The 24,911-nt window shown below is 71.3% G+C and carries 25 protein-coding genes and 1 pseudogene; 14 read left to right on the top strand and 12 right to left on the bottom strand.

Translation table 11 applies throughout. The annotated features are described in order from the left end of the window. Window positions 1-6: 6 nt before the first annotated feature. Together RCR19_RS23685 and iolC are read right to left on the bottom strand one after the other, a co-directional pair. Window positions 7-906: a deoxyribose-phosphate aldolase gene (locus tag RCR19_RS23685; RefSeq protein ID WP_331266947.1), complete on the bottom strand. Its 900-nt coding sequence runs from the start codon at window positions 904-906 to the stop codon at window positions 7-9. Next, window positions 903-1,946, bottom strand: a complete 1,044-nt coding sequence (iolC, locus tag RCR19_RS23690) for a 5-dehydro-2-deoxygluconokinase (protein WP_331266948.1) — start codon at window positions 1,944-1,946, stop codon at window positions 903-905. Before iolC ends, RCR19_RS23685 begins: the two co-directional genes overlap by 4 nt. 946 nt (window positions 1,947-2,892) lie before the next feature. Here iolC and RCR19_RS23695 point away from each other — a divergent pair. The 3 genes from RCR19_RS23695 (at window position 2,893) to RCR19_RS23705 (ending at window position 4,525) form a co-directional block, all read left to right on the top strand. Continuing rightward, the gene (locus tag RCR19_RS23695) at window positions 2,893-3,132 is read left to right on the top strand and encodes a chaplin (RefSeq protein WP_059131300.1); all 240 of its coding nucleotides are present in this window, start codon (window positions 2,893-2,895) and stop codon (window positions 3,130-3,132) included. Window positions 3,133-3,375: 243 nt separating this feature from the next. Continuing rightward, a complete protein-coding gene (locus RCR19_RS23700; protein ID WP_331266949.1) occupies window positions 3,376-4,038 on the top strand; it encodes a hypothetical protein in 663 nt (220 codons plus the stop codon). A 193-nt stretch (window positions 4,039-4,231) separates the two neighbouring features. After that, window positions 4,232-4,525, top strand: a complete 294-nt coding sequence (locus RCR19_RS23705) for a hypothetical protein (protein WP_331266950.1) — start codon at window positions 4,232-4,234, stop codon at window positions 4,523-4,525. Between the two features lie 196 nt (window positions 4,526-4,721). Here RCR19_RS23705 and RCR19_RS23710 read toward each other — a convergent pair whose 3' ends face one another. The 4 genes from RCR19_RS23710 to RCR19_RS23725 all read right to left on the bottom strand — a co-directional run bounded on the left by RCR19_RS23710 (window position 4,722) and on the right by RCR19_RS23725 (window position 8,840). Further along, window positions 4,722-5,681, bottom strand: a complete 960-nt coding sequence (locus RCR19_RS23710; protein WP_331266951.1) for a D-2-hydroxyacid dehydrogenase family protein — start codon at window positions 5,679-5,681, stop codon at window positions 4,722-4,724. A gap of 116 nt (window positions 5,682-5,797) precedes the next feature. Beyond that, entirely contained in the window at window positions 5,798-6,892 is a 1,095-nt protein-coding gene (locus tag RCR19_RS23715; RefSeq protein WP_331266952.1) for a magnesium and cobalt transport protein CorA, read from the bottom strand. Between the two features lie 217 nt (window positions 6,893-7,109). Beyond that, window positions 7,110-8,423 carry a cation:proton antiporter gene (locus tag RCR19_RS23720; RefSeq protein WP_331266953.1) on the bottom strand — a complete coding sequence of 438 codons (1,314 nt, stop codon included), beginning with the start codon at window positions 8,421-8,423 and terminating at the stop codon, window positions 7,110-7,112. Window positions 8,424-8,555: 132 nt separating this feature from the next. Then, entirely contained in the window at window positions 8,556-8,840 is a 285-nt protein-coding gene (locus tag RCR19_RS23725) for a hypothetical protein (protein ID WP_331266954.1), read from the bottom strand. 281 nt (window positions 8,841-9,121) lie between these two features. Between RCR19_RS23725 and RCR19_RS23730 the strand changes: the two genes are divergently transcribed. The 3 genes from RCR19_RS23730 (at window position 9,122) to RCR19_RS23740 (ending at window position 11,725) form a co-directional block, all read left to right on the top strand. Beyond that, window positions 9,122-10,069 carry a HAMP domain-containing sensor histidine kinase gene (locus RCR19_RS23730; protein WP_331266955.1) on the top strand — a complete coding sequence of 316 codons (948 nt, stop codon included), beginning with the start codon at window positions 9,122-9,124 and terminating at the stop codon, window positions 10,067-10,069. 2 nt (window positions 10,070-10,071) lie between these two features. After that, a complete protein-coding gene (locus RCR19_RS23735; RefSeq protein WP_331266956.1) occupies window positions 10,072-10,731 on the top strand; it encodes a response regulator transcription factor in 660 nt (219 codons plus the stop codon). Between the two features lie 142 nt (window positions 10,732-10,873). After that, the gene (locus tag RCR19_RS23740) at window positions 10,874-11,725 is read left to right on the top strand and encodes an acyl-CoA thioester hydrolase/BAAT C-terminal domain-containing protein (protein WP_331266957.1); all 852 of its coding nucleotides are present in this window, start codon (window positions 10,874-10,876) and stop codon (window positions 11,723-11,725) included. Between the two features lie 179 nt (window positions 11,726-11,904). Here RCR19_RS23740 and RCR19_RS23745 read toward each other — a convergent pair whose 3' ends face one another. The 5 genes from RCR19_RS23745 to RCR19_RS23765 form a co-directional block, all read right to left on the bottom strand. Next, window positions 11,905-12,414: an anthrone oxygenase family protein gene (locus tag RCR19_RS23745; protein ID WP_331266958.1), complete on the bottom strand. Its 510-nt coding sequence runs from the start codon at window positions 12,412-12,414 to the stop codon at window positions 11,905-11,907. 412 nt (window positions 12,415-12,826) lie between these two features. Then, entirely contained in the window at window positions 12,827-13,543 is a 717-nt protein-coding gene (locus RCR19_RS23750) for an NADPH-dependent F420 reductase (protein ID WP_331266959.1), read from the bottom strand. 19 nt (window positions 13,544-13,562) lie between these two features. Beyond that, on the bottom strand, window positions 13,563-14,594 hold the full coding sequence (locus tag RCR19_RS23755) for an LLM class flavin-dependent oxidoreductase (protein ID WP_331266960.1): 1,032 nt from the start codon (window positions 14,592-14,594) through the stop codon (window positions 13,563-13,565). Continuing rightward, window positions 14,587-15,636, bottom strand: coding sequence for an LLM class flavin-dependent oxidoreductase (locus RCR19_RS23760; protein WP_331266961.1), 1,050 nt, complete (start codon window positions 15,634-15,636; stop codon window positions 14,587-14,589). The genes RCR19_RS23755 and RCR19_RS23760 overlap by 8 nt, the downstream gene beginning before the upstream one ends. A gap of 267 nt (window positions 15,637-15,903) precedes the next feature. Then, window positions 15,904-16,575 (bottom strand): enoyl-CoA hydratase-related protein, encoded by a 672-nt coding sequence (locus RCR19_RS23765; protein ID WP_331266962.1) that lies wholly within the window; start codon window positions 16,573-16,575, stop codon window positions 15,904-15,906. 691 nt (window positions 16,576-17,266) lie between these two features. Here RCR19_RS23765 and RCR19_RS23770 point away from each other — a divergent pair. Both RCR19_RS23770 and RCR19_RS23775 read left to right on the top strand, forming a co-directional pair. Continuing rightward, window positions 17,267-17,956: a VCBS repeat-containing protein gene (locus tag RCR19_RS23770; RefSeq protein ID WP_331266963.1), complete on the top strand. Its 690-nt coding sequence runs from the start codon at window positions 17,267-17,269 to the stop codon at window positions 17,954-17,956. Window positions 17,957-18,004: 48 nt separating this feature from the next. Beyond that, on the top strand, window positions 18,005-18,487 hold the full coding sequence (locus tag RCR19_RS23775; protein WP_331266964.1) for a MarR family transcriptional regulator: 483 nt from the start codon (window positions 18,005-18,007) through the stop codon (window positions 18,485-18,487). A gap of 347 nt (window positions 18,488-18,834) precedes the next feature. Here the strand turns inward: RCR19_RS23775 and RCR19_RS23780 are convergent, their stop codons facing one another. Then, window positions 18,835-19,485: an NAD(P)H-dependent oxidoreductase gene (locus tag RCR19_RS23780; RefSeq protein ID WP_331266965.1), complete on the bottom strand. Its 651-nt coding sequence runs from the start codon at window positions 19,483-19,485 to the stop codon at window positions 18,835-18,837. A 150-nt stretch (window positions 19,486-19,635) separates the two neighbouring features. Here RCR19_RS23780 and RCR19_RS23785 point away from each other — a divergent pair. The 6 genes and pseudogenes from RCR19_RS23785 to RCR19_RS23810 all read left to right on the top strand — a co-directional run. Continuing rightward, window positions 19,636-20,295: pseudogene (locus tag RCR19_RS23785) on the top strand (nitroreductase); the annotation flags it as partial. Between the two features lie 363 nt (window positions 20,296-20,658). Next, window positions 20,659-21,630 (top strand): patatin-like phospholipase family protein, encoded by a 972-nt coding sequence (locus tag RCR19_RS23790; RefSeq protein ID WP_331266966.1) that lies wholly within the window; start codon window positions 20,659-20,661, stop codon window positions 21,628-21,630. Continuing rightward, on the top strand, window positions 21,627-22,847 hold the full coding sequence (locus RCR19_RS23795; RefSeq protein WP_331266967.1) for a macrolide family glycosyltransferase: 1,221 nt from the start codon (window positions 21,627-21,629) through the stop codon (window positions 22,845-22,847). Before RCR19_RS23790 ends, RCR19_RS23795 begins: the two co-directional genes overlap by 4 nt. A 3-nt stretch (window positions 22,848-22,850) precedes the next feature. Beyond that, complete coding sequence (locus RCR19_RS23800) at window positions 22,851-23,339, top strand: hypothetical protein (RefSeq protein WP_331266968.1); 489 nt, start codon at window positions 22,851-22,853, stop codon at window positions 23,337-23,339. Further along, window positions 23,336-24,274: a hypothetical protein gene (locus tag RCR19_RS23805; RefSeq protein WP_331266969.1), complete on the top strand. Its 939-nt coding sequence runs from the start codon at window positions 23,336-23,338 to the stop codon at window positions 24,272-24,274. The genes RCR19_RS23800 and RCR19_RS23805 overlap by 4 nt, the downstream gene beginning before the upstream one ends. A 169-nt stretch (window positions 24,275-24,443) precedes the next feature. Then, the gene (locus RCR19_RS23810) at window positions 24,444-24,746 is read left to right on the top strand and encodes a hypothetical protein (protein ID WP_331266970.1); all 303 of its coding nucleotides are present in this window, start codon (window positions 24,444-24,446) and stop codon (window positions 24,744-24,746) included. Window positions 24,747-24,911 lie beyond the last annotated feature (165 nt).

Consider the following 24,911-nt stretch of genomic DNA (forward strand, 5'->3'; position numbering starts at 1 on the left):
CGGCCCTCACAGAAGTCCTACGGCGGTGTCCACGGCCGCGGCGACGTCGCCGTCCGCCGGGTAGAGCAGCGAACGGCCGACCACCAGACCCTGGACGGTGGGCAGCCGGAGGGCGTGACGCCACTTCTCGTACGCGCCCTCCTGGTCCTCTCCGACGTCGCCGCCGAGCAGCACGGCCGGCAGCGTGGAGGTCTCCATCACCCGGGCCATGTCGTCCGGGTCCTCCGTGACGGGGACCTTCAGCCAGGTGTACGCCGACGTACCGCCCAGGCCGCTGGCGATGGCTATCGACCTGGTCACGGCTTCGGCGCCCAGATCGTTGCGGAGCCGGCCCTCGGGAGTGCGGCGGCTGATGAACGGTTCGACGAACACCGGGAGTCGGCGCTCTGCCATCTCGTCGATGACACGGGCGGTGGACTCCAGGGTGTTGAGCGAACCCGGATCGTCGTAGTCGATGCGCAGCAGCAGCTTTCCGGCGTCGAAGCCGAGCCGCTCGATGTCCTTCGGGCGGTGACCGGTGAAGCGGTCGTCCAGCTCGAACGACGCCCCTTGAAGGCCGCCGCGGTTCATCGAGCCCATGACGATCTTGCCGTCGAGGACCCCGAGCAGCAGAAGGTCGTCGAGGATGTCGGCGGTGCCCAGCACGCCGTCGACACCGGGGCGGGAGAGCGCCAGGCACAGCCGTTCGAGCAGGTCGGCGCGGCTCGCCATGGCCATCCTGCGCTCACCCACGCCGAGGGCGCCCCGCGCGGGGTGGTCGGCGGCGACGATCATCAGCCGGCCGGTGTCGTCGACCAGGGGGCGCCTGGCACGGCGGGCGGCGGCCTCGGCCACCGCCTCGGGGCGGTGCGTGCGGAGGCGGACGAGTTCGGCGACGTCGACGCGGGCGGTGGCGGCGGTCCTCACAGCACCGCTCCCGCCGTGACCGCGTTCTCCACCTCGTCGGGCGTGGGCATCGCGGACGAGCACTCCAGCCGGGAGGCGACGATCGCGCCGGCGGCGTTCGCGTACCGCATGATCCGCTCCAGGTCCCAGCCGCCGAGCAGTCCGTGGCAGAGCGACCCGCCGAACGCGTCGCCCGCGCCGAGGCCGTTGAGCACCGTGACCGGAAGCGGGGGGACCTCCGCCGATTCGCCGCTGCGGCTGACGGCGAGGACGCCCTTGGGCCCCTGCTTGACGACCGCGAGTTCGACCCCGGCGTCCAGCAGGGCACGGGCGGCGGTGTGCGGGTCGCGCTCGCCGGTGGCGACCTCCACCTCGTCGAGGTTGCCGACGGCCACGGTGGCGTGGCGCAGGGCCTCGGCGTAGAAGGGGCGCGCGGCGTCCGGCCCGGGGCGTGAGCCGTCGCGCTCCTCCCGCCAGAACATCGGCCGCCAGTCCAGGTCGAAGACCGTCGTACCGGACTTGGCGCGGTGCGCGAGCGCGGCGAGCGTCGCGGTGCGGCTCGGCTCTTCGCTCAGGCCCGTGCCCGTCATCCAGAAGATCCGCGCGGCCCGGATGGCGTCAAGGTCCAGTTCGTGCGCGTCGATCTCCATGTCCGGCGCCTTGGGCTGCCGGTAGAAGTACAGCGGGAAGTCGTCCGGCGGGAAGATCTCGCAGAACGTCACCGGGGTGGGCAGCCCCGGGACCGGGGTGACCCAGCGGTCGTCGACGCCGAAGCCGCGCAGTGCCTCATGGAGGTAGGTGCCGAAGGGGTCGTCGCCCGTACGGGTGATCACCGCCGTACGGCGTCCTAGGCGCGCGGCGGCGACCGCGACGTTCGTCGCCGAACCGCCCAGGAACTTCCCGAAGGACGTCACCTGCGGCAGGGGCACGCCCGTCTGCAGCGGGTAGAGGTCCACACCGATCCGTCCCATGGTGACCAGGTCGTACCGGTCACCGGTTCCGAGCGGTCCGCCGTCCGACCCGTCTGCGGAGTGCGGCGCGGACTCCCTGAGCTCCTCCATCAGTTCCCCTCGCATCGGCTGCCCCCAGGTCTAGCCGCGTCGAGGGAGCCGTGTCAATATTTTGTCCGGACATTCGGACGACAGCTTGACTTGGTTTCGGGTTGCCCGAAAGTCCACACCCATGAACGCACCGTCGCCCCTCGGCCCACTGTCGCTCATCCGGGGCGGATCGGCTCTCGGCTCCGGCGCCGTCCGCCTCGCGATCGGCCCACGTCAGGTGCCCGGAAACCACGGGAAACCCGCCGCCGGGAGGCACCGGAAGCCGGCGCTCGGCCCGGGTTCCGGCCCGTTCCTGCCACGTGCGCCCCGGCGGGCTTCCTGACGCGTGCCCGGGGCGCTGTGGCCGTTTCTCGATGTCGAGATCCTGCCCATGCCGTGGGCCGCGCGCACACTCTGGGGGTACGCCCCGATGCGAGTTGACCGACCACGTCGCGGACCCGGACGGTCACCGCATCGGCTCGCCGGTGGGACGGCCGGGCGCGTCGCGCGGCCGGGTGTCCGTCAACTCGCCGCCGTGCTCTGCTCGCTGTCGGGCCGGGCGGAACGTTGCTCGCCTCCGGCCGGGACCGCGGCGGTCGGTGGCTTCTGCCTGTGGCTTCTGCGATCAGGCGTGTCTGTGCGGGGTTCCGGGCGATTTCCCGTGTGCCCAGCGGTCCCGTGCTGTCCGAGGACCGCAAGCCGGCACGAGGCCGGGCTCGGCGACCGCGTCCGGGAATGCGCGGACGGGCCGGGTGCGGCGGGTCCGCCGCCTTGTGCGGAGCGACGCGGCCGGTCGTCGTGCGCCGTGGACCGGGTGGTGCCGGAGGGTTCACGTGGCCGAAAACGTGAAGTTGGCAATTCAGGAGATCACCCCATCGGAGGCGCAACCCGGGCACGTGCCCCGCAGTTGACTCCACGTCGGGCATTCCGCCCGACTGTTGTGACGATCCCCAAGGAGCATCTCTCCATGTCGCGTATCGCGAAGGGCCTGGCCCTGACCTCCGTTGCCGCTGCGGCTGTGGCAGGCACCGCCGGCATCGCCGCCGCCGACAGCGGCGCCAGCGGCGCTGCCGAAAACTCCCCGGGCGTCCTGTCGGGCAACGTCCTGCAGGTGCCGGTCCACGTTCCGGTCAACCTGTGCGGGAACACGGTCGACGTGATCGGTCTGCTGAACCCCGCGTCCGGCAGCACCTGCGTCAACGGCTGACGCCGAGCGAACCCTTCTGCCGGCCGCTCTCCCCAGGGAAGGCGGCCGGTTGGCATTCCCCCGTTCGAGGCATTGCCCCGAACGGGGGAATCGGGTTTCAAGGTGTTCGAAGGGTTCCCACCAGGGGAGAAGCGCCTGCCATGGGACCTTGACGACTGCGCGGAGCAGTCGATCGGTTGCAGTAGGTGATGTCCCCTTTCACGGTGAGCACAGGAACGACGGCTCACCAGGAAGGGAACACCCATGCGTGATCTGCCCGCCCGGCGCCTCGCCACCACCTCCCTCTGCGCCACGCTCGTGCTCGGCATGGCCGTGCCGACCGCCGTGGCCTCCGACCACGGCTCATCGCGAGACGTCATCCAGGTGACGGAGTCCCACCCGCCGACCACCCCCGTACCCGGGGCCGACGCGCTTCTGACGCAGGTCCAGCGGGTGGCGGGCGCCGACGGCACCGTGGCCCCCGTCACCGGTCTGCTCAACGCCGTACTCGCGGCGGACAACGGGCGTCTCTCCGCGGACAAGGCGGCCGGGTTCAACAAGGCCGTCAAGGACGCCATCGCCAAGATGGGTGGTGCCACGCCGACCGCCTCGGCCACGTCGGCACCCGGCGACGTGCTGGGCGCGCTGCAGAAGTCGGTCGACAGACTGATCTCGGTGTCGACCGCCGGTCAGTCCGGTGATGTGCTGCCGGCGGCCAGGGACGTGCTGGGCTCGCTCGTCAGGGTCGTCCTCGCCGGTCTGATCGTCGGCGGACTCCCGCACCACCCCGGTATGCCTGTCCTGCCCAGTCTCCCGCCCATGCCCAGCATGCCTGCGGCGCCGAGCCTGCGGCCGATGCCGGTGCCCAGCACTGCCGTCACCGCACCGTCCACGCCCACGACGTCCGCGTCGCGCCCCATGGTCTGAGGCGAGGCGGCACAGGGACCGGACAGCCGTCGGTCCCGTCCACGCGGACGGGACCGACGGCTGTCCGACGTCCGCGGGCGACCGCGTGGGTCCCGGGAATCTTCCGGATGCGGGTTTCCGCGGATGAGGGGGCTCGTTAGCCAGGGCGCACCCCTTCCCCGTGGTGACGCAAGTCGCCGAAGAAAGGAACACGATGAAGTCCCTCAAGGCCGCCGCCGTCGTTGCGGGTTCCCTGGCGGTCAGCGGTATCGCCGCCCCCGCTTTCGCCGCCGACACCTCCCACACCACGCCCACCGGCCTCAGCGGCGCCCTCGAGACCGTCACCAGCCAGAAGTCGCTGGATGTGCATCCCTTCGCGCATCAGTCCCACAGCCTCGACACCGAGAACACGAACTCCGCGCTCAGCACCTTGAAGCGCGCGACCACCACGCTCAACCAGCAGAGCGCCCCCGCCCGGTTGCTCGGCGGGCTGCCCGTCCGGGGTTGACGAGGCGGCACTCGCGGACATCGAACGATCGCCGCGGAACCTTCGTGCCGACGGCGGGCGCTTCCGGCCGGACGAGCGGCGCGCTCCGGCCCGTCGACGGGTACTCGCGGGTGACCGCGCCGCGCCCCCGTCGAGCCGGAGCGGGCGGCCGCGTCCGCGGGGCCGGGAGTGAGAGTCGACGCACGGCTCGGGCGGGTCAGCCCAGCCGGCGCACGGGCTCCCCGGAGAGATACGCCTGGATGTCCTCGACCGCCTGGCCGTAGTACGTGGCGTAGTTGGTGTGCGACACATACCCCAGGTGCGGGGTGGCGAGCAGACGCGGGGCCGTGCGCATCGGGTGGTCCGCCGGAAGCGGTTCGACGTCGAACACATCGACGCCGGCGCCTGCGATGCGGCCTCGGTGCAGTGCGGTGAGCAGGGCGTCCTGGTCGACGATGGCGGCGCGCGAGGTGTTGATCAGGTAGGCGGTCGGCTTCAGGAGCGCGAGTTCGCGGGCGCCGATCAGGCCGCGTGAGCGGTCGCCGAGCGCGAGGTGCACCGACACGAAGTCGCTGCTTGTGAGCAACTCGTCCATGGACGGGGCGAGTTCGACGCCCACTTCGCTCGCGCGTTCCTCGCTGAGGTTGCGGCTCCAGGCCACGACCTCCATGCCGAAGGCCAGCCCGATCCGCGCCACCCGGCCGCCGATCTTCCCGAGCCCGAGCAGTCCGAGCCGTCGGCCGTGCAGATCCGCGCCCACAGTGCTCTGCCAGGGCCCGCCGTCGCGCAGGGCGTTGCTCTCCTCGACGATGCCGCGCGCGAGTCCGAGCAGCAGGGCCCACGTCAGCTCGACGGGTGGTGCGGAGGAACTCGCCGTGCCGCACACGGTCACTCCGTGCGCCTGCGCGGCGGCGTGGTCGATGACGGTGTTCCGCATTCCCGAGGCGACCAGAAGCCGCAGCCGCGGCAGCCGGGCGAAGAGCGACCCGGGGAACGGCACGCGCTCGCGCAGTGTGACGACGATGTCGAACTCGGCGAGCGCCTCCGCCAGTGCGTCCTCGTCGGCGAAGTGCTCGGCGAAGGACACCACGTCGACCCGGTCCGCCAGCGCCGACCAGTCCGCGACGGTCGTGGCGACCTGCTGGAAGTCGTCGAGCACGGCACAGCGGAACCGCATGTCAGCCCCTTTCCGATCAACCGGGGGAGCCTATCGGACGGCACCCCGAGGGCATCACGAGCCCGGTCGCGGACGAGTCACCGCCGTCGGGTCGCACCGTCGACGGGCCGTCGGCCTCACAGCCAGCCGTTGCGTTTGAAGCCGCGGTGGATGACGAAGCAGGCGGCCGCGATGACACAGAGGGCGAGGGGGTAGCCGAGGCGCCAGTGCAGTTCCGGCATGTGGTCGAAGTTCATGCCGTACACGCCGCACACCATGGTGGGGACGGCGATGATCGCGGCCCACGCGGTGATCTTCCGCATGTCCTCGTTCTGGGCCACCGCCACCTGGGCCAGATGGGCCTGCAGGATCGAGTCGAGCAGCGCGTCGAAGGCGGTGACCTGTTCGGTGACGCGGAAGAGGTGGTCGGCGACATCGCGGAAGTAGGCCTGTATCTCCCCGTCGACCGAGCGCATCGGCTCCGTGGCGAGCCGGGACAGGGGGCGGGCGAGGGGGAGCACGGCCCTTTTGAGTTCCAGGAGTTCGCGCTTGAGCTGATAGATGCGGCCGGCGTCGGCGCTTCGCGGTGTGTGCGGGGAGAAGACGTCGGTCTCGACCTCCTCGATGTCGTTGAGAACCGCGTCGATGACGGTCAGGTAGTCGTCGACGACATGGTCCGCGAGGGCGTGCAGCACCGCGGAGGGACCCTTGGCGAGCTGCTCCGGGTCGGCCTCCAGGTCCTCGCGCAGGGGGCCGAGGGAGCCGTGGCGGCCGTGGCGGACGGTGACGACGAAGTCGGGGCCGGTGAAGACCATGATCTCGCCCGTGTCGACGACCTCGCTGGTGGCGGTGAGTTCGCCGTGTTCGACGTAGGTGACGGTCTTGAAGACGGCGAACAGGACGTCGCCGTACTGCTCGACCTTGGGGCGCTGATGTGCGTGGACGGCGTCCTCGACGGCGAGCGGGTGCAGTCCGAACAGTTCGGCGACTCCGGCGAATTCGTCTTCGGTCGGCTCGTGCAGGCCCAGCCACACGAAACCGTGCCGATGCCGGTGGACCTGCCGTACGGCTTCCTCCACGGAGTCGACGCCGGGCCGTCGGACACCGTCGCGGTAGACGACGCAGTTGACGACGGTGGAGCCGAGCGGGGAGCGGGCCGGATGGCTGAGGTCCACGCGTCGGCTGCGTCGCGTCAGCCGGGCGACTTTGCGCAGGTTGCCGACCATCGACATGCGGAGGCTCTCTTTCGCCGGACAGCGGGGTCCGGTCAGTGTGCCAGTCGCCGGTGAGGCGGAGCCGGGGCGGTTCGGCCGGTACGCCGGAACCCGGCCGTGCCCGGCCACCACACCGTTGAACCACCCACCGGCGGCGCTCTGTTCGACGGTGCGCGGGCCGGACGGGGCGGATGTCCGACGATGCCGCGACCCTCACCCGGTCGCGGCCCAGCAGTCAGGCGCCACGGGCGGCAGCACGCTCCGTGTCGTGGCGGCCCCCGCACGGCGTTCCCCCGGCTTCGGGCGCAGGGGTGGCGGCCTCCGGCCCGCTCGGTCGCGGGCCGTCGGATGTGCGGAGGGGGTCAGGGCGGACCGGCAGTCGGGCGACCGCGGCATCGAGGAGACGGGCGAGCAGATGGGCGCGCCCGGCGGCAATGGGTCCGAGGACGGCGAGGACCAGCACGTATCCGGCGATGAACGGGGCGAGGCGGTCGTCCAGGCCCGCACTGGTGGCCATGGCGGCGAGGATCAGTGCGAACTCCCCCCGCGCTAGGAGAGTGGTGGCGATGTCCGCGGCGGGCCCGGGGCCGTAGCGGTAGAGGCGGGCGACGAGCAGTCCCGCGATCAGGTTCATCACGACGGTCAGCGCTGCCGCGGCGGCCACCGGTCCCGCGACAGACGCCAGGTGCCCGGGATCGATGGCCAGGCCGAACGCGAGGAAGAAGATGGCGGCGAAGGCGTCGCGCAGGGGGTGCACGAGTTCACGGATCCGCGGGCCGGAGGGGGTCCCGGCGAGGATCAGGCCGGCCATGAAGGCGCCGATCGCGTCGGCGACCCCGAGGACCTCGGAGACGCCGGCGACGAGGACCGTGACGCCGAGGAAGCTGACGACCAGCAGTTCGTTGTCGCGCACCGCCATCAGGCGGCCGATCAGCCGGGTGCCGTAGCGGGCGGCGGCGGCCAGCACCAGGAGGAACCCGAACGCCTTGGCCGCCTGCAGGACCGTGTCGGTGAGGCCCTGGGCACCGCTGATGACCGGTTGGAGGGCGGCGAGATACAGCGCGAGGAAGATGTCCTCCACCACTATCACGCCCAGGATCAAGCGTGTCTCCGGGCGCGAGATGCGGCCGAGGTCGATGAGGATCTTGGTGACGATCGCGGAGGAGGAGATCCCCAGTACCCCGGCGAGCACCAGCGCCTCCCGTGCCCCCCAGCCGAGGGCGAACCCGAAGCCCAGACCGGCCCCGACGTTCAGCAGCAGATAGATCCCACCGGCGATCGGCAGGCGCCTGCCGCCGCTCCTGAGGTCGTCGAGGTGGAACTCCAGACCCAGGTAGAACAGCAGCAGCACCAGACCGAGCGCGGACAGCATCTCGAAGTCGTGTGCGTCCTCGACCAGGACGAGACCCGGGGTGTGGGGGCCGAGCAGAATGCCGGCGAGCATGAACAGCGGGATGGTCGGCAGCCCGATCCGGCTGCCGAGACGGGCGAGGACGGCGGCGGCGAGGAAGGCGCCGCCCATGGCGAGCAGAGTGTCGGCATGTCCCACGGGTCACCACCTTCCGCGCGGAGGGTCGAAGGTGCAGCGACTGACGGGGCGGATAAGTCCTCCTCGGGTCTGTGGTCTTTCGGATAACCGGTTCCGCTGATCACTCCCGGCCGCCCGGTGCGGCGTCGGACGTCAGCGGGGACGTGGGTGGCGTGCGGCGGGTCCCTGTGGGGGCGCGAACAGATACGCGGCCGACCCCGCCAGGACCAGACCCGCGGCCAGGATCAGGCCCTGCGGCAGTACCAGGCCCACGACGAGCATCACCACGGCGAGTGCCGGCAGCGCCCGGGCCAGGCCGCGCCCGTGCTCCCGCGGCCGCCGCGGATGTCCGGTCTCCGGGCCGCGGGCACCACGCGGGTCCCTTCGCTCCACCCGCTCGTCGAGAGCGTGCGGCAGGTCGACGTCAGGACGTGTCATGGTGGCTCCTTCCGAGGACCGGCAGGTCAGGGGGTCCATGCCACCGTCACACGGGGGCCGGGAGCGACACCATCGGGTCCACCACCCATTTCCGCGGGCGCCCCGCACCCATGTCATGTGCGGCCGAATGGGTGTCGGCACCGATGGACACCGGCGCACCGCACCCCGCACGCTGGCCATGACGGCCGTGGGCCCCTCGACGGCACCGGGGCACGCGCCGGCGGGCGGCACCGCGGCGGGCTCATGGCGTCACGGACGGCGATGGGACGGAGGCGAGGTCGGTGCCCTTGTTCTGGCGGATCTTCCTGCTCAACGCCGTCGTACTCATCTGTGCCACCGCCCTGCTGCTGGGGCCGGTCACCGTGTCCAGCCCCGTCCTGCTCACCGAGGCGGCCGTCCTGACCGCGGGACTGGCCGCGATGCTCGTCGCCAACGCCGTCCTGCTGCGCATCGGCCTCGCCCCGCTGCAGCGCCTCACCCGTGCCATGACCGCCATCGACCTGCTCCGCCCGGGAGCCCGCCCGGTGGTCGCCGGTCACGGCGAGGTCGCCGAGCTGATCACGACCTTCAACTCGATGCTCGACCGTCTGGAGACCGAACGCGCCACCAGCGCCGCTCGAGCCCTGTCCGCACAGGAGGCCGAGCGCCACCGCATCGCGCAGGAGCTCCACGACGAGGTCGGCCAGACCCTCACGGCCGTACTGCTCGAACTCAAACGCGTCGCCGACCACGCCCCTCCCGCCCTGGGGGCCGATCTCCACCGGGTGCAGGAGACCACCCGCGCCGGCCTGGACGAGATCCGCCGCATCGCCCGCCGGCTGCGCCCGGGTGTCCTGGAGGACCTCGGCCTGGTCAGCGCCCTGAAGGCGCTGGCCAACGAGTTCACCCGACCCGGCCTCGCGGTACGCCATCGCATCGACACCGATCTGCCGCCGTTGAGCCGGGATGTCGAACTCGTGCTCTACCGAGTCGCGCAGGAAAGCCTGACCAACGCCGCCCGCCATGCCGGGGCCCGCCGCGTGGACCTCACACTCCGGCGCACTCCGGCCGGTGTGGAGCTGGTCATCCGCGACGACGGCCGGGGCATCGACGGCGCTCCCGAGGGAGCCGGCATCAGCGGCATGCGGGAACGCGCCCTGCTCATCGGAGCGACCCTCACCCTCGCCCCGGGCCCCGACGCGGGCACCGAGGTACGCCTGACCGTGCCCGCCCACCGACGGAGCCACTGACCATGTCCAAGGCGCCCCCGACCCGTATCCTCCTCGCCGACGACCACCATCTGGTCCGCCGGGGAGTCCGGCTCATCCTCGAAGGCGAACCCGACCTCACCGTCGTCGCCGAAGCCGGTGACGGCGCGGAAGCCGTCGAGGCCGCCCGCACCCACCGGCCGGACCTGGCCATTCTCGACGTCGCCATGCCCCGCATGACCGGACTGCAGGCCGCCCGCGAACTCGCCCGCATCCAGCCGGACCTGCGCATCCTGATCCTGACCATGTACGACAACGAGCAGTACTTCTTCGAGGCCCTGGCGGCAGGCGCCTCCGGCTATGTGCTGAAATCCGTCGCCGACCGTGATCTCGTCGAAGCCTGCCGCGCCACCATGCGCGGCGAGCCCTTCCTCTACCCCGGCGCCGTCAACGCCCTCGTCCGCAACTACCTCGACCGCGCCAGGCAGGGCGAGCCGATCCCGGAGCGGGCGATCACCAACCGCGAGGAGGAGATCCTCAAACTCGTGGCCGAGGGCCACACTTCACAGGAGATCGCCGACATCCTCGTCATCAGCGTCAAGACCGTGGAACGGCACCGGGCGAATCTCCTGGAGAAGCTGGGCATGAAGGACCGCCTTCAACTCACCAGGTACGCCATCCGAGTCGGGCTGATCGAGCCGTAGCCCGGGACGCCCCGGGGCCCTTCGGTGTGCCGGCGCTCGCCGCACGGGTGCCGTGGCGACCGGTTCCCGGTGTTCACCCGCGGCCGTGACGCCGTAGGCTCCGGGCGGCCGGCCTGTCGGGCCAGTGTTCGAGGGGGTCCGTGTGGAGGTTCATGAGCGCGAGGTGTCCTCTCCCTGGGAGGGCGTCCTGGTCACACCGGTCGGTGGCGGTGACGCGGCCGTGGTGGTCCTGGCGGGCTCGAGCGGACGGGTCGAGCGGGAGAGGGCTCGGATCCTCGCGCGGCACGGGGTGACCGCTCTGGCGATCCGCTGGTTCGGCGGTCCGGGACAGCCGGCGGGTATCTGCGAGATCCCACTGGAGACGTTCACCGCCGCCGTCGACGTGCTCGGGTCGGCGGGCGCACGGCGCATCGGTGTCCTGGGTGTCTCCAAGGGAGCCGAGGCCGCCCTGCTCACCGCGGTGCACGACCCGCGTGTGGACGTCGTGGTCCCGGTGTCGCCGACCTCGCGGGTCTGGTGCAACGTCGGTCCCGGGCGCGACGGACGAGCGCGGCCCTACCGCTCGTCCTGGACGTGGCGGGGAGAGCCACTGCCCTTCATGCCCATGGACGACACCTGGACCCCCCGCGAGCCGCACGGCGGACCGGTCGCCGTCCGCGGATGGTACGAACGCAGTGAACGGACCTTCGCCCATCTGCTCGCCGAGACGGCGATCCCGGTGGAGAGGGCAGCGGCCGACGTACTGCTCGTGGCCGGGGGCGACGACGCGATGTGGCCCTCGCTGCCCTACGCCGAAGAACTGGCCGCCCGCCGTCGCTCGTCCGGGTCGCCGGTGCGGTTGATCAGCCGGGACGACGCCGGTCACCGCACTCGATTCCCCGGCGAGAGTCCTGCCCTGCCGTCCGCGGACCATCTTTACGGCGGAACCCCTGACGCCGACGCCCGATTGGGCCGGACCGCCTGGCCGCTGATCATCGAGGCGCTCCTCGGGTGACTGTCGGACCGGCCTCGAAGGGGATCTTCGCGTGCTCGTTCCGCCGCAGGTGACGCGGGTTCGGCCCGGTGGCGGCGGAGGGGGCGGGCTCGGCCTGCTCGGAACGCGATGCCGTGGGCGTACGGGGATCCCGGAGTGCTGCGCCCCCGTCGGGGCCCCGGCGCCCGGAGCAGCGCGGGTCAGGTCTCGGCGCCGCCGTGGCCGGACGAAACGGGAGCCGGGCGGTCCGGGACCGCCACCCCGAGGAAGCCGAGTGCGAGGACGATCGCCACGGTCCGCACGGCGTGGGCGATCTGCCAACGGTCGCGGACGCGCGCCCAGTCGGCGGGCGGAGTGAGCGCGTTCCAGCCCGACTCCTGGACGTTGACGGGGCCGTTGACCACGAGGGTGACCAGCAGGGCCAGGAGCAGCAGAACGAGTGCGACGACCGACGGACGCAGGACGGCGCTGTGCGCCCGGCGCGCGTGGAGGACGAGCATCACCACGGCGACCAGGGTCGGTACGGTGACGGCGCCGATGTACCAGGTGAAGAAGCCGAACTCGACCTGGCGAACGCGGATGTAGGCCGGCCCGGTCAGCTGCCTGAGCGCCAGCTCGAGAAAGAGCACGGTGACGGCGACCCCCGACAGGATCGCGCAGCACAGCAGGCTCGTGTAGCGCACGGTCTTCACAAAGGCGGCGTCGGTCATCGCGGACTCCCTCGTCAGAGGCGGACTCCCCCGATGACCTGACGGAGTTGGGGGGTCCCGGTGTGACAGACCCTCGGCGAACCGGCGGTCCCGGACGGCCCGGTCACGGGCACTCCGTCGATTGCCCCCGCTCAACCTCTCCGAGGCGCGGGCGCCTTCGTGTCGACCTCGCGGTCGGGGCCCACGGCCACGGCGGCCCGCTGTCCGCGCACCGGGCCGCCCCGCCGCCGGACCCCCAAGCCCCGAACGGCTGGCCGGGGAGAGGTCCGGCGATGCTCGGCCGCCTCGACGTCGACCGCGCGGGGGGTCACGACTGCGGCGGGCGGCCGGACGGCCCGGACGTCACGCCGGGCCGTGCGACCTCGTCGTCGGGCGTGTGCCGAGCGGGCCCCCGGCCCGGCGTCGGCGAGGGTCAGGCGGCGGTCTCGGCCGACGCCGCGGCGGCCGCCCGTGCGCTGAGTACGGTCCGCCCCCGTTCCGACTCCGGGAAGCGGTCGAGCATTCCCCGCAGTTCCTCGGCGCCGACATCGGCGCCGAAGGGCTCGGTGCCGGGTTCCAGTCGTACGCCTTCGGCCAGAGGGCCGGCGACGACGGGGTCGAAGCCGAGGGCGTCGACGAGGCGCGCAACGGTCGCGAGGTCGTCCGGCCCCTCGCCGGCGATCGCGATCGCCTTGCGTCCCGGTGCCCCCGCGGGCCGCGCCTCGTCCTCGAGGTCGTGGTACCCCATGTGGTTGAACGCCTTGATCACACGTGCTCCGGCCAGATACGCCTGCACGATCTCGCTGGAGGAGGTCAGCGGGTCGGTGAGGTCCTCGCGGATGCCGTCCACCTCCCACCAGTAGTTCATCGCGTCGACGACGAGCTTGCCCCGCAGGGTCTCGGCGGGAATGCTCCGGTACTTCCCGAGCGGCAGCGCCAGGACGACCACGTCCGCCGTCGCCGCGGCCTGTTCGGCTGTCACGGGGACCGCGCCGGGCGTGAGGACTTCGACGGTGAGCGCGATCTTTTCGGGGTCGCCCGATCCGGCGATGAGCACACGATGGCCGGCCGCGACGGCGAGACGGGCCAGTACGGTCCCGACCTTCCCCGCACCCAGGATGCCGACGGTGTGCACGGCGGTGGTGTCCATGTCTTCTCCGTTCACGGCGTCAGCCCGCCAGTAGGTCGCGGACCATCGGGATCACCTTGCTGCCGTACAGCTCGACGGCGCGCAGACGGGCGCTGACGGGCTGCGTTCCCGAGGTGTAGATGAGGTCGAACCGGCCGACGCCCAGTGCCTTGACGGCGTCGGCCATCTTGCGGGCGACCGTCTCGGGGGAGCCGACGTAGAGGGAGCCGTGCTCGATCTCGGCGTCGTACTCCTGCCTGCGGATCGCCGGCCATCCCCGCAGCGCGCCGATACGGTCGCGGATGACCCGGTAGTACGGCCAGTGCAGTTCGCGGGCCTCCTCGTCCGTGTCGGCGATGAAGCCCGGCGAGTGCATCCCGACCGGATGGGCGGTCGTACCGAACTTGTCGGTGGCGCGCTGGTAGAGGTCGATATAGGGGGCGAACCGCTCCGGGTTGCCGCCGATGATGGCGATCATCAGCGGGAAGCCGTAATGCGCGGTGCGGACGACCGACTGGGGCGAACCGCCGACCCCGACCCAGGTGCTCAGGTGCCCGGACTCGGTCTTGGGGAAGACGTCGGCGTTGTCGAGCGCGGCCCGCTTGGTCCCGCTCCAGGTGACGGGCTTCTCCTCGAGCAGCTTGGCGAACAGCTCGATCTTCTCTTCGAACAGCACGTCGTAGTCGCTCAGGTCGTACCCGAAGAGGGGGAACGACTCGGTGAAGGAGCCGCGTCCGAGGATGACCTCGGCCCGGCCGTCGGAGAGCGCGTCCACGGTGGAGAAGCGCTGGAAGACGCGCACCGGGTCGTCGGAGCTCAGCACGGTCACGCCGGAAGCCAGCCGGATGCGTTCGGTCCGCGTGGCGATGCCCGCGAGCACGGTCTCCGGACTGGAGATCGCATACTCCGGTCGGTGGTGCTCTCCGAGGGCGATGACGTCGACGCCGGTCTCCTCCGCGAGAACTGCCTCCTCGACGACCTGCCGGACGGCACGCGCGTAGGACACCGGGCTGCCGGTGTCGTCCGTCGGAACATCGCCGAACGTGTCCAGGCCGAAGACGAGATCAGACATGGGTGGGCTCCTTCGTGAGCAGTTGCTTCACCCGCGGGGCGACTTCGCGTCCCAGCAGCTCGATGGTGCGGGCCCGGGCTTCGCGGGGCAGGTTCAGGACGTCGTACTTGAGGTCGAAACGACTCAGACGCAGGTCGCGTGCCATCGTTGCGATCTTGCGGGCGACGGTCTCGGGCGAGCCGACGAAGAGTGCGCCGGAATCGACCTCCTGCAGATAGCGCTCACGGGTCGGCTTGTAGAACCCGCGTTCCTCGGCGAGTTGGGCCACCAGCGGCTGCCAGTACTTCCACCAGGTCTCGAGTGCCTCCTCGTCGGTCTCCGCGACCATCCCCAGCGAGTGCTGGGCGACCGGCCGCTCCGGGTGTCCGAGCTGCTCGAGTGTGCGGTGGTAGAGCTCGACGTGGCCGGCGAAGCGCTGAGGGCGCCCGCCGATGATGGCCAGCATGAGCGGCAGGTCGTAACGGGCCGCGCGCACCACGGAGTTCGGGCTGCCCCCCACACCGATCCAGGTCGGGATGCCGCCGGGCGGCATCCGGGGGTGCAGCTGTTGCTCGACGAGCGGCGGCCGGAACCTCCCGGACCAGGTCACCGTCTCCTCGCGCTGGAGACGCATGAACAGGTCGAGCTTCTCCTCGAACAGCTCGTCGTAGTCGGCGAGGTTGTAGCCGAACAGCGGGAACGAGTCCGTGGCCGACGCCCGCCCGAGCACGAGCTGGGCGCGCCCGTTCGAGACGGCGTCCAGTGTGGAGAACTCGTGGTACAGCCGCACCGGATCGTTTGTGCTCAGCACGGTCACCGAGGTGCCGAGCCGGATCCGCTCCGTCGCGGTGGCGATCGCGGCGAGCAGGACCGGGGTGGCGCTGTCGTTGTGGCCGCGGCGGTAGTGCTCGCCGACGCTGAACACGTCGAGCCCCACGGATTCGGCGAGCTCGGCTTCCTCGACGATCAGGCGAACCGTCTCGGCGTCGCTCAGGGTGCCGCGGTCATCGGTCGCGACCTCCCCGAACGAGTTGAGGCCCAGTTCGAAGCCTTGGGCTGTCATGGACTCCTCCTGCTGCGCTCCCCGGCCGTGTGCGGCACGGTGCAGTTAATTGATACGTCAATCATCTCTGAATCTCCTTGACGAGTCAACTAAAGCGGGTGTCGGCGTCCCGGCAGGGCTCGGGGGTGGGTGTCCCGTCGCGGAGGAAGCAGCGCGACTTGCCTGCTTGCGGGACTCCGGTGACGGTGCGGCGGTCCCGGGTGCGCGCGACCGGAGGGCCGGGCCCCGCCGCAGCGGGGTCCGGCCCTCCGTCGATCACCGGTGGGGTCAGTCGCGAGGACCGGCCGTGCCGCGCAGGGTCTCCAGGACGGGTCCGTACATGCGCGCCTTGATGGTGCCGAGTGTGTCTCCGGCCTTGCTCAGCTGCGCCTGGGCGATCTCCACGGCCGTGGAGCGCACCGCGTCCTCGGCGACCGCCTGGTCGACGATGCCCGCGGCCGCGGCGTCCGACCCGCCGTAGCGGCGTGCGGTGACCATGGCCTCGTGCGCGGTCCTCGGTGCCAGCCGGGACTGGATCAGGGTGCACATGCCGGGTGTGAACGGGATGTTGATGTCGGCCTCGGGCAGGCACCAGAAGCCGCGGTCGGCGCGCATGACGCGGAAGTCGTGCGCAAGGGACAGCATGGCGCCTGCGGCGAAGGTGTGACCCTGCAGGGCGGCCACCGTGATCATCGGCAGGGCCAGCACACGGGCGAAGAGCTTGTGGACCGAGGTGCGGTAGTCCTGCTGATGCTCGCCATGGGCGGACAGCCATTCCAGATCCAGACCGTTGGAGAAGAACTTGCCCGTCGCCGCGGTCACCAGAGCCCGCGGCCCTTCCGCCTGCTCCACTTCGTCCAGGGCGGCGTTGACCGACGCGATCCAGTCGGGGTGGAAGCGGTTCTCACTGTCTCCGATGTCGAGCACGAAGACGTTGTCCTGGCGGTCGAGAGCAGGCATGGGGGCTCCGGGGGGCGTGTTGTGGCGGGAGGGGCGAATCGGCCGTGGCGCCGAGGGGGCGCGCCGGACGGCCGCGAACAGCGGCGCGACGAACCGGATCGGCCTGGAGGCGTCGACGGGTCGTGCAGCGGCATCCCGTCGAGCGGCCCGGTGGCGAGGCGTTCCGCCATCGTCCACTCCCTTCGCGTCGTCCGTTGTCCCATCTGGCACGCAACGCTAAGTGGGGGGCGACGGGGGAGGGAATTATCAATACGAAAAAGGGGGTATGACCACAGCGGTCACACCATTTATCGACAATGCCCCAGTAATTATTTTTTCGGGACTTCTTTCGATCGCGGACGAGTCGGTGAATGGAGGGGGGCGGCCTTGTTCGCGACTTTCCTTCCGCCGGCCCGGCGGAGCGCGGGCACGTTCGAACGGCACCACGACGTGGGCCGCCGCGGTCGGACCACTAGCAGGCCGGTCGGAGAGCCACTGCCCTGGACGCTTGGGCTGGACGCCCTTCCGCTCCCGGCGCTCGCCGTTTCTCGCTGCCCCTTCGCGCACCGCACCATGCGCAGCGACCGCCGTTCGCGGAGTTCCGTCCGCGCGATACGTTCGGCCTGTTCGGAAACAAGCCGTGGGGAAAGGCGGTCACGTCATGGGGGTCGGGGGACGAACAGCCGGGCGGGCGTGCTGCGTACTGGCGCTCGTGACGTCGACCGCACTGATGGCCGGTTGCGGCGACGGCCGGGGCGATCCGCCCGGACGCCCGGCCGCCGGTCCCGCGATCGGAAGTTGTGCCACCTCCACGGGAGTTCTGGTGGCCGACCTCGACGGGGACGGCACGGCCGACCGTGTCTCCTCCCCGTCCCGCACCGGCGCCGGCCTGACCATCACGTTCGGAGCCGAGGGAGGGCGGGGCGCGAAGGTGGGGCCACGGGATCTGGTCGGGGAGCGCGGGGACGGCGCGAAGGACGTGCTCGCCGTCGTGGCGGACTTCGACCGGGACGGCTGGAGTGACCTCTTCGTCGTCGCCACCGGCGCGTTCCAGGGCGACGACCCGGTGCGACCGGACGTCTCCGAGCTGCGGCTCGGGCCCTTCTCGGCACGCGGACGGGGGCAGAGCGATCACCACGTCGACCTGAGCGAGCCGCGTGCGATCGCCGTCGCCGACTACGATCACGACCGCTACCCGGACCTCGCGTCCTACGGTCACGAGGGTGACGGCGTCTATTCGACGGCGGCCCGGCTCGGCGGCGTGAAGGGCCTCGACCGGAGGTCGGACGACAGGAACAGGGCCTATACGAAGGAAGCCGATCAGACCGACCGGGCGACCCCGGACTCCATGCCCGAGGCCGACCTGACGGCGTTCTATCCGCTCTGCGTTGGTCGTATTTAGTTTCAAACGATACTGTATCGACCGAGTAAATGGTTGTAGTGTGGGTTCATGACAGCTGACGTTCCGCCTCGGACCACCGCGCGTGCGACCGACCGCCCGGGGGACACCTCGCCTTTCGCCCTCGGCCTGCTGCTGCGCAGGGCGCACTGGCACGCGGCGGCGGTGATGGGTGAGGCGCTTCGGCCGCTCGGCATCGAGTTGCGCCACTTCGCCGTGCTCATCGTGCTGGTCGACCGCGGGCCCACCGTGCAGCGGGACCTGGCTGCGGAAACGGGGTCGGACAAGGCGGGGATCATGCGGATCGTCGACGACCTGGAGAGCAAGGGGCTGGCTGTCCGCAAGCCCGTTCCGGGGGACCGGCGGGCGCGGGCCGTGGAGATCACGCCCCGGGGCATCGAGCTTTTCGACGCGGCTCATGTGCTGGCGGCACCGCTGTCCGAGCGTCTGGTCGCCGAACTGGCGCCCGGTGATGCCGAGCAGCTGGTTGATCTGCTGACGCGGTTCGTCTATCCCGCTGACGGCAAGGCGTAGGCGCTCGCTCGACACCTGCGTGCCGGCCGCGTCGGCGCTTTCCGTCGTATTTCGCGGTCGGCCGCCCTCGTGGGCCGCGGCCGTCTCCACCGGGCGTCGGCGGTCGAGGGCGGCCGGGCGGTGCCCTCGACCGAGTCCGGGCCCGTCGGCACGGCTGCCGCGCCCGTACCGGATCGGCCGGATCTGCGTCCCCGCACACAGCGCCGTTCGGTCGTGGGTCGCTGTCGTGCTCGGGGCCGGGTCGCCGCTGCGATGCGGGCGGCCTCCTCGGCGACGGGGGCATGGACGACGAAGGCGCCGTGTGACCTCCTCGGGCGGAGTGTCACGCGGCGCCCATGACGTGGGAGTTACGCGGCGAGGCGTTCCGCGAGTCGCTCGGCCTTGATCGTCGCGTCCTCGAAGGCGCGCTTGCGGGAGGCCTCGTAGAGGGGGACCAGTTCCGACATGGCCGGGTTACGGGGGGCCATGGTGAGCTCGGGGACGATGAAGTCGAGATCCAGGCCCAGAGTGCCCTTGAGGACGGCCTCCAGATAGTTCTGTACGAACTCGAAGCCCTCGCGCGGGGTGCCCGGCGCATAGGAGCCGCCACGGCTGGCGACGACGACGGCCGGGGTGCCCTGGGCGGTGGGAGCCTCGCCCGCGGTGCGGCCCATCAGGAGCACGCTGTCCAGCCACGCCTTGAGGGTCGACGGGACCGAGTAGTTGTACATGGGCGCGCCGATCAGGACCGCGTCCGCCTGCTCCAGTTCCTCGATGAGCTTCAGGCGTTCGGCGAACGCGGCGGACTGCGCGGGGGTGCGGTCGGACGGGGCGGTGTAACCGGCGGACCAGGCGTCGGCGGTGATGTGCGCGACGGGGCTGGCGGCGAGGTCACGGTAGACCACCGTGCCTTCCGGGTGGTGCTCCCTCCACGCCTCGCGGAAGGCCGCCGTGACCGCGCGGGACGAGGACGCCTCTCCTGGAAATACGGACGAATCGATGTGCAGCAGTGTGGCCATGGCCTTCTCCGATGTGCAGGGCCCCGGCGGGCAGCCGTGGGTCGGCAATTCTTCTTGGCCGAGATAGTCAATCATGAGATCGTCTTGAGTGATACTATCTTGAGTGCAACGATAGCTACTGCAATCGAGCGGCCAGGGAGGCAGGCGATCATGGACGTCTACGAAGCGGTCACCACCCGACGTGCGGTGCGCGGGTTCACGGACCGGCAGGTCCCGAGAGAGACGCTTGAGCGCGTGGTGTCCGCCGCGGCCTGGACGCCGTCCGCATCGAACATCCAGCCGTGGCATGTCTACGTCCTGACAGGTGCGCCACTGGCCGAGCTCAAGAGGCGGGTCGGCGAGCGGCTGGCCACGGGCGAACCCTGGGACGAGCCGGAGTACGAGCAGTACCCCGCCGAGTTGAAGTCCCCGTACCGAGAGCGCCGGTCGGCCTTCGGTGCGGAGCGCTACGGCGCACTCGGCATTCCGCGCGAGGACCTGGAGGCGCGCCAGCGGGCGGCTTCCGCGAACTGGGACTGCTTCGGGGCGCCCGCGTCCCTGTTCTGCTACGTCGACCGCGGCATGGGCAGGCCCCAATGGTCCGACCTCGGCATGTATCTGCAGACCGTCATGCTGCTCCTCCGCGCCGAAGGACTGCACAGTTGCCCGCAGATGGCGTGGGCGAAGTACCGCACGACCGTCGCGAAGATCCTGTCGCCGCCGGACGAACTGATCCTCTTCTGCGGTATGTCGATCGGGTTCGAGGACGCCACGGTGAACCACTCCCGCACGGGCCGGGCGCCCCTCGGGGAGACGGTCACATTCGTCGACTCGGCCGACGCGGCACGACGAGCTCGCCCCCCGGCCGGGGGAGCAGCGGCCTGTCCGACCTCGAGGCCGCACGGTCCACGGACCGCGACCGCAGAGCTCGCGAAGGGCCACGCCCCTCGCAGCACGAGGACGGGGCGTGTCGTCGCACGGATCGGTGACCGCTTCGCCGGGCAGGTCCGGAGGCTGGCGTCCCGGGTCGGGTTGCCGCCCGGCACCGGCTGAGAGGCCGTCCCGTATTCCGCGCCGAAACGAGAGAGGTGGATCATGCGGATCACCCGTGGCCGGACACCGGTCTCCTGGGCACGTTCGGGCTTGCTCAGGGGCGGCTCGAGTAGTGGTCGTGGCCGCGAGAGGCGCAGCGCCGTGCAGGACGACGACGGGGTGCGCTCCCCGTCGTCGTGCCGCGCGCCCGGGGATCCCGTGCGGGGCTTGCAGGGCCTTCCCCGTCCCGTGGCCGTCGTGGTGGGTGCGGGGGGCGTGCTCGGAGCGGCCCATGTCGGTGTCGGGTACGCGCTGGAACGGCAACGATTCGTCCCGGACATGATCATCGGAACCTCGGTGGGCGCCCTCAACGGGGCCATCGCGGCGGCTCACCCCGAAAAGGCCGCGCCGTGGCTGGACCACGTGTGGACGCGGCTGCGCCGTCGTGAGGTGTATCCGCTCGGCTATCCCTCCTCACGGGCCGGCATCTGCACGGATCGCGGCCTGCGTCGACTGATCGCCCGGTCCGGGCTGCCGTCGCGGATCGAGGAACTCGCCGTCCCGTTCACGGCGGTGGCCATGGACCTGGTCACCGGTGCGCCCGCGTTGCTCGACCACGGGGACCTGGAGTCCGCACTGCTCGCCAGTGCCGCCATGCCGGGGATCCTGCCCCCGGTGGAGCGTGGAGGCAGGACGCTCGTCGACGGCGGAGTGATCGCCTATGTCCCGGTACTGGCGGCGCTGCAGGCCGGGGCGGCCAGCGTGGTGGTGCTGTCGACCGGGCCGGAGGGCTCGCCGCTGCCCCCGGCCGTCCCGCCCCCACGGGCCGGCGCGATCGCCGCCAGGGCCGCACTGCTGCTCATGCACCACCAGATCGAGCGTGATCTGCGCGAGGTGTCCCGGCAGATCCCGACCGTCGTGCTGCCGACCGGAGTCGAGGCCTGGCCGGCCCCCCGGGACTTCGGCCATTCCCAACGGCTGATCAGCACGGCTTCGCGAGCGGCGGGGCGCTTCCTCGACGAGCTGCGCATCAGCGGACCCGGCCTGTACCGGGCCGACGATCCTCGGGCGACCGCCACGTCGGTCACACCGGGCGACGTATCAACTTTCTCCGAACCAGGGATCGTTCTGTGAGCACCATCGCGTTCCTCAACATCGCCATGCAGGGGCACGTCAACCCGACGCTGCCGCTGGTGGATGAACTCGTCCGCCGCGGCCACTCCGTCACGTACCACACGTCGCCCGCGTTCCGGGAGGAGATCGAGGCCGTCGGCGCGAGGGTGTGCCTCTACCCCGGGGGCGACCAGCCGCTGCCCGATCCGCCGACGCCCGGCACGTTGATGGCGGGGCTCGCGGGCACCGCCGCCCGCCTGCTGCCCACGGTGCTCACGGACCTGCGCAAGGTTCGGCCAGGCCTGATCGTCCACGACAGCGCCTGCTTGTGGGGCGCGATCGCCGCCCGCGAACTCAAGGTGCCGGCGGCGGCATCGTTCACCACGTTCGCGTTCAACCGGCGGGTTCCCAGTCCCACCCGCGGCTCGTGGAGTCTGCTCGCCGAGGCGGCGGCTCGACCTCGTACCCTCCGGAGCTATCTGCGCTCGCGCCGAGGCCTGCGCCGCTTCGACACCCGCGGGCTGCCCATGCTGGACATGGGGAACATCCGCCAGCCGCTCAATGTGGTCTACACCTCCCGGTCGTTCCAGCCTGCCGTCGAGGACTTCGACGAGTCCTACCGGTTCGTCGGCCCGAGCATCGGTGCCCGACCGGCCGACCCGTCGTTCCCGTCCGATCGGCTGACGGACCCCGTGCTGTACGCCTCGCTGGGCACGGTGTTCAACGCCGACCCGCAGCTGCTGCGCTGCTTCGCCACCGCGCTCGCCCCGCTGGGTGGCACGGTCGTCGTCTCGACCGGGAAGACCGATCCCGACGCGCTGGGTCCGTTGCCGGCCAATGTGCTCGCCCGCCGTTCCGTTCCGCAACCGGAGGTGCTGGCCCGTGCGGTGCTGTTCGTCACGCACGGCGGAATGAACAGCGTCAACGAGGCCATGTACGCCGGGGTTCCGATGCTGGTGGTACCCCAGGGGGCCGACCAGCCGATGGTGGCCCGCCGTGTCGTGGAGCTGGGCGCCGGCCTGTCGATACGTACGCAGGACGTCACCGAGGGCTCCGTGCGTGCCCTTGCCGGGCGTCTGCTGCACAGTCCCCGGTTCAGTGCGGCGGCAGCCACCCTGTGCGTCGCCCAGAGGGAGGCCGGCGGATATCGGCGCGCCGCCGACGAACTCGAGCGGTACCTCCAAGCCGCAGGCCCGCTCGGGCAGCAGCCTCCCGTCGTGCCGTCCGAGCGAGGCTGAGCGGTGTCACTCCTCGTCGTCGTTCTGCTGTTGTTCGCCGGGGTGTCGGAGGTCGCCGGGCGCATCCTGCCCCTGGTGGTGCGCCGCCCGGGCATGTCACGAACCCGGGTGGCCGGACTGCTGCTGGCCTGTGGCCTCGTCGAGGGCGCACTGTTCGCGCTGTGGCCGCTGACCGCGGCGAGCCTGGCCGAACTCGTGCAGTCCTCGCCACCGACCGGTGCCGGGCCGGGATGGACGCCAGGCCTGGTCACCCCGCTGGTGTTCGCCGCCGTCCTCGCGTTTCCCCTGCTCGGGCCCACGCTCCACCTGCTGCTCCTGGTCGGTGTCGGAGCCGGTCTCGTCGGGCCGGTCTCCACGGCGACCGACCTGGGCCGGTGGGGCTCCGCCGGTTGCGTGGCCCTCGCCGGGGCCGGGCTCGGAGCCGCTGTGGAGGCCGTGCGGCGCTCGGTCGTGAGGATCGGCGCCACGACGGCGTGGGAGCCGATCGTATGAACGATTTTCTCCTCTGGGTGTGCGTGATCGGCCCCGCTCTGCTCGCCGAAGCCCTGCTGGCGCGCCATGAGGTGCTGGCGTACGGCGCGGCCTGGCGGACCCCCCTCACCGAGCTCCCCAAGGGCGTTCCCTACGCCCGGGGCGCGGCTCCCGGCGACCCCCCTGACGCCTATCTGGTCTACCTGGACGGCATCGGCAAACGTCGCGTCCGCGACAGCCGGGACGGGGGCCGGCTGGTGAAGGCGCTGCTGCGCAGGGGGCCGGAGCTGCGGGTGCTCGGTCAGGTGCTGCCGTACTCCCCACTGGCCGACCCGCTTGCCGAGAGGCCCGTGTGGGTGTGGCTGCGCCGCCGCGTCGGGCTGCTGCTGTTCCTCCACAATGTCATGCAGATCTTCGTGGCGGCCGACAGCCGGTACCGTCCGCTGTACAACCGTGCCGTCGGCTCGCAGATCGCCACCCAACTCCGGCTCGCCGGCTACCGGCCCGACAGCGGCATCCCGGTCGTGCTGCTCAGCTACAGCGGCGGCGCCCAGGTCGCCACCGGCGCGGTGGACGAACTGCGCGGCCGGCTGCGCTCCCCGCTCCTGCTGATCACGCTGGGCGGTTTCCACAACGGCTCCAACGACATCGGCCGTGCCGAGCACCTGCATCGGCTGACCAGCAAGTACGACCGGATCGAGCGGGTCGGCACCTGGATCTTCCCGCAGCGCTGGCGGCTGTTCCGCACAAGCGCATGGAACCGGGCCCGCCGCGCCGGGAAGATCACCGAGCACCGGCTCGAACCGGCCACGCATGTGGGGCCGCGCAGCTACATCAACCCGACGACGCTGTTGCCCGACGGCCGCAGCCATCTGGACCGCACGGCCGACACCGTGATCGCACTCATCCGCGCCCATCACAGCACGGCCGCGGAAACCGACGCCCCGCCGCCCTGAGCCGCCCGGGCCGGAGTGCGCCGTACGGTCCGACGCGCTCGCCGAGTCGCCGACGAAGGTGGACGGCTTGATGGGCCGCACCGGCACCCGCATCCGCTCGGATACGCCAGAAGGCTTCAGGACAAGCACGTCAAGCCGTGCGCGGCCGGTGCATGGATAACCTCGGCACATGACCAGCGAGTCCCACACGCCGCCCCCGGCCCCGACCAAGGACGACTTCGCGAAGGTTCTTTCCTTCATCAGCGACAGGCTCGCCCCGTTGCTGGTGACGGAGGATCCCCGATACGCCCCGGTCGCCACGTCATTGGACTTCGCCGTCCGTTATCTGCACGGCATGGCCGAGCTGGAACTGGACGAAGGCGGACCCGCGTACAAGCCCTTCAGCGCGCTCACGCGGATCGCGGAGCAGTGGAAGGAGCATCCCGACTTCGATCCCGGCTGGGCTGAGTACTGGCACCGGCAACGACCCTGACCTCGGGCACACGTGAATCCGCCCAGCCCGGCTTCTCCTCGACAGGCCGGGCCCGGCACGACTCGCCCCATGTCCGGCGGAAACCGGCGGCGGGGCGGCGTCGGCGGCACAGAGAGGGGCGGGGATGTGCCGGACGCCCCTGCGAAGCCCGTTTCGCGAGATCGG

Origin of the sequence: Streptomyces sp. WAC07094 (assembly GCF_036320405.1) — a bacterium.
GTDB lineage: Bacteria > Actinomycetota > Actinomycetes > Streptomycetales > Streptomycetaceae > Streptomyces > Streptomyces lannensis.

Excerpts from the sequence above, each read along its gene's own strand:
- RCR19_RS23810 (WP_331266970.1), top strand. The coding sequence starts at position 24,444 with ATGACCAGCGAGTCCCACACGCCGCCCCCGGCCCCGACCAAGGACGAC.
- RCR19_RS23700 (WP_331266949.1), top strand. The coding sequence starts at position 3,376 with ATGCGTGATCTGCCCGCCCGGCGCCTCGCCACCACCTCCCTCTGCGCC.
- RCR19_RS23710 (WP_331266951.1), bottom strand. The coding sequence starts at position 5,681 with ATGCGGTTCCGCTGTGCCGTGCTCGACGACTTCCAGCAGGTCGCCACG.
- RCR19_RS23780 (WP_331266965.1), bottom strand. The coding sequence starts at position 19,485 with ATGGCCACACTGCTGCACATCGATTCGTCCGTATTTCCAGGAGAGGCG.
- RCR19_RS23760 (WP_331266961.1), bottom strand. The coding sequence starts at position 15,636 with ATGACAGCCCAAGGCTTCGAACTGGGCCTCAACTCGTTCGGGGAGGTC.
- RCR19_RS23705 (WP_331266950.1), top strand. The coding sequence starts at position 4,232 with ATGAAGTCCCTCAAGGCCGCCGCCGTCGTTGCGGGTTCCCTGGCGGTC.
- RCR19_RS23765 (WP_331266962.1), bottom strand. The coding sequence starts at position 16,575 with ATGCCTGCTCTCGACCGCCAGGACAACGTCTTCGTGCTCGACATCGGA.
- RCR19_RS23695 (WP_059131300.1), top strand. The coding sequence starts at position 2,893 with ATGTCGCGTATCGCGAAGGGCCTGGCCCTGACCTCCGTTGCCGCTGCG.
- iolC (WP_331266948.1), bottom strand. The coding sequence starts at position 1,946 with ATGGAGGAGCTCAGGGAGTCCGCGCCGCACTCCGCAGACGGGTCGGAC.
- RCR19_RS23745 (WP_331266958.1), bottom strand. The coding sequence starts at position 12,414 with ATGACCGACGCCGCCTTTGTGAAGACCGTGCGCTACACGAGCCTGCTG.
- RCR19_RS23735 (WP_331266956.1), top strand. The coding sequence starts at position 10,072 with ATGTCCAAGGCGCCCCCGACCCGTATCCTCCTCGCCGACGACCACCAT.
- RCR19_RS23750 (WP_331266959.1), bottom strand. The coding sequence starts at position 13,543 with ATGGACACCACCGCCGTGCACACCGTCGGCATCCTGGGTGCGGGGAAG.
- RCR19_RS23755 (WP_331266960.1), bottom strand. The coding sequence starts at position 14,594 with ATGTCTGATCTCGTCTTCGGCCTGGACACGTTCGGCGATGTTCCGACG.
- RCR19_RS23725 (WP_331266954.1), bottom strand. The coding sequence starts at position 8,840 with ATGACACGTCCTGACGTCGACCTGCCGCACGCTCTCGACGAGCGGGTG.
- RCR19_RS23805 (WP_331266969.1), top strand. The coding sequence starts at position 23,336 with ATGAACGATTTTCTCCTCTGGGTGTGCGTGATCGGCCCCGCTCTGCTC.
- RCR19_RS23775 (WP_331266964.1), top strand. The coding sequence starts at position 18,005 with ATGACAGCTGACGTTCCGCCTCGGACCACCGCGCGTGCGACCGACCGC.
- RCR19_RS23715 (WP_331266952.1), bottom strand. The coding sequence starts at position 6,892 with ATGTCGATGGTCGGCAACCTGCGCAAAGTCGCCCGGCTGACGCGACGC.